This is a genomic window from SAR324 cluster bacterium, assembly GCA_029245725.1.
Lineage (GTDB): Bacteria > SAR324 > SAR324 > SAR324 > NAC60-12 > JCVI-SCAAA005.
Genome location: JAQWOT010000159.1, coordinates 1 through 2,143, shown reverse-complemented (window position 1 = coordinate 2,143; position 2,143 = coordinate 1). Strand labels below are relative to the sequence as shown.

General features: G+C 38.5%; 2 protein-coding genes. Both read left to right on the top strand.

Features of this window, described 5'->3' with window-relative positions; all coding sequences use genetic code 11:
* Positions 1 to 528: ATP-binding cassette domain-containing protein (locus tag P8O70_08050; protein ID MDG2196829.1), on the top strand; the 528-nt coding region annotated here is incomplete at its 5' end.
* Between the two features lie 17 nt (positions 529 to 545).
* Positions 546 to 1,895, top strand: coding sequence for a PLP-dependent transferase (locus P8O70_08045; protein ID MDG2196828.1), 1,350 nt, complete (start codon positions 546 to 548; stop codon positions 1,893 to 1,895).
* The last annotated feature ends 248 nt before the right edge of the window (positions 1,896 to 2,143 follow it).

The window sequence follows — 2,143 nt, the reverse complement described above, 5'->3', positions numbered from 1 at the left end:
AAACAACTGTCTCTAATTAGATCAGAAATTGGTATGGTTTTTCAATTATTCTATTTATTTCCTCACCTCACTGCACTTGAAAATGTAATGCTTGGATTACAAAAAGTTAGAAAACACTCTAAAGCAGAAGCCCAAAAAATTGCTTGTAGATGGCTTGAACGAGTAGGTTTATCTGACAAATTAAGTAGTTTGCCTTCACAGCTTTCTGGAGGGCAGCAACAACGTGTTGGCATAGCAAGAGCTGTTGCTATGGAGCCAAAACTATTGCTGCTTGATGAAATTACATCCGCCTTAGATCCTGAGTTAATTCAAGAGGTTTTAGATGCTGTACACCAACTCGCCGAGGACGGAATGACAATGATTTTAGTCACTCATGAAATGCTATTTGCTAAAGAAGTTAGTGACAGAATTATTTTTATGGATAAGGGTATTATAGTTTCAGATAGAAATCCCCATGAAACTTTCCATTCAAAAGATAATGAAAGGCTTAATGAATTTCTTTCAAGTATAAAAAAAGAAGATCTTTAAAATCTACAGGATGTGTGATGATGAAATCAGAAAAAATCGGGGTTTGGTTAAAGAAAAATAGAGTTATTAATCTTTCTGGAACTATGACTTCAATTGGTGCATCGATTATCAATGAAGATGCCGCTGAAGCAATTAATCAATGTTTTGAAGTCTTTATTGATATGGATGCCTTACAAGCAAAGGCATCCCAATGTATTTCTGAAATTGTCGGATCTGAAGCAGGTTGCATCACTGCTTGCACGGCTTCAGGTATTTGTATTAGCATCGCAGCGACGATGACAGGAATGAATCTTGGTTTGGCTGAAGAATTACCAGACATATCTAGAGTTCAAAAATCAGAAGTTGTCATCCAAAAGGGTCACGTTGTGAGTTACGGCTCCAATATTTCTCAGAAAATTCGGCTTACTGGTGCTCAACCTGTTGAGGTTGGAACATCAAATCTGTCGTCCCCTTACCAACTGGATAACGCAATCAACGAATCAACATGTGCTGCAATTTGGGTAGTTAGTCATCACACGGTTCAGTCAGGGCTGATTGGTCTTCAAACATTCATTAAAATATGTCGTGATAGAAACATACCAGTAATTATTGATGCTGCTTCAGAGTATGATCTTCGTACCTTTATTGACTTAGGTGCCAGTATTGTCATTTACTCCAGCCATAAATTCCTTGGTGGACCGACTGCAGGAATTTTAGCTGGAAATGAACACTTAATTAGATCCGCATACATGCATCAAACAAGTGGCTTAGGCCGTGCGATGAAGGTAGGCAAAGAAAGTATTGTAGGTGCGATAGCGGCACTTAATCGGTGGAAAAACCTCAACCATAGAAATGGCCAGAAGCTCGAGTATGCAAGACTTCTTAAAATCAGGAATGGATTAGCCTCTTTCCCAGAACTGGTTTGTGTAGAATCTCCTGACCCAACTGGAAATCCAATAACAAGGCTGAGAGTTTCGGTTGATCCTATCCAACCCAGTTTAAAAATTGAAACTATTGCAAAAATGCTACGCTCCAGAAAACCTTCAATTATAGTACGAGATCACCATGTTGACTTGGGCTATTTTGAAATAGATCCCTGCAATATGATTGATGGTGATCCTGAAATTGTTGTTGATGCTTTCGAACAACTGAGACCTATCATTTCCGGATACAATTCTGACGTAGAGCCCGATAGCGATTACGGACCTCAGTTTTCTTACTATGATGAAGAAGGGTTCCCTCGAATCAATCTTAAAAAAGTGCCCTTTACCCAACCCGAGAAAGCAGATCGTGAACAAAAGCTTAAAAGTTGGCCAAATGATTTTTTAACCTCCGAATCTTCCAAAAGTCCCTTATCTATTCCGAATCGAAGTTCTCAAATCAAATAACTTTACAGACCTTCGCAAAAGAAAATACCTGAAGTTGGTTGATTTGTGTGGTGGAATGGTTGTGTTCTAAGCGTCTATAGATCTTCATCCTAAGGGAATCAGATTGTACCGGCCAAAATACTTATAAACATCCTCTCAGTCTATAAAATATTTATCTACATCTTCATATCTTGGTCTACAGATAGTTTCCTACTTTACCAGCCAAGAACTGATGAAAAAAGATTGAATGAATCCCGACTCATCCAGAT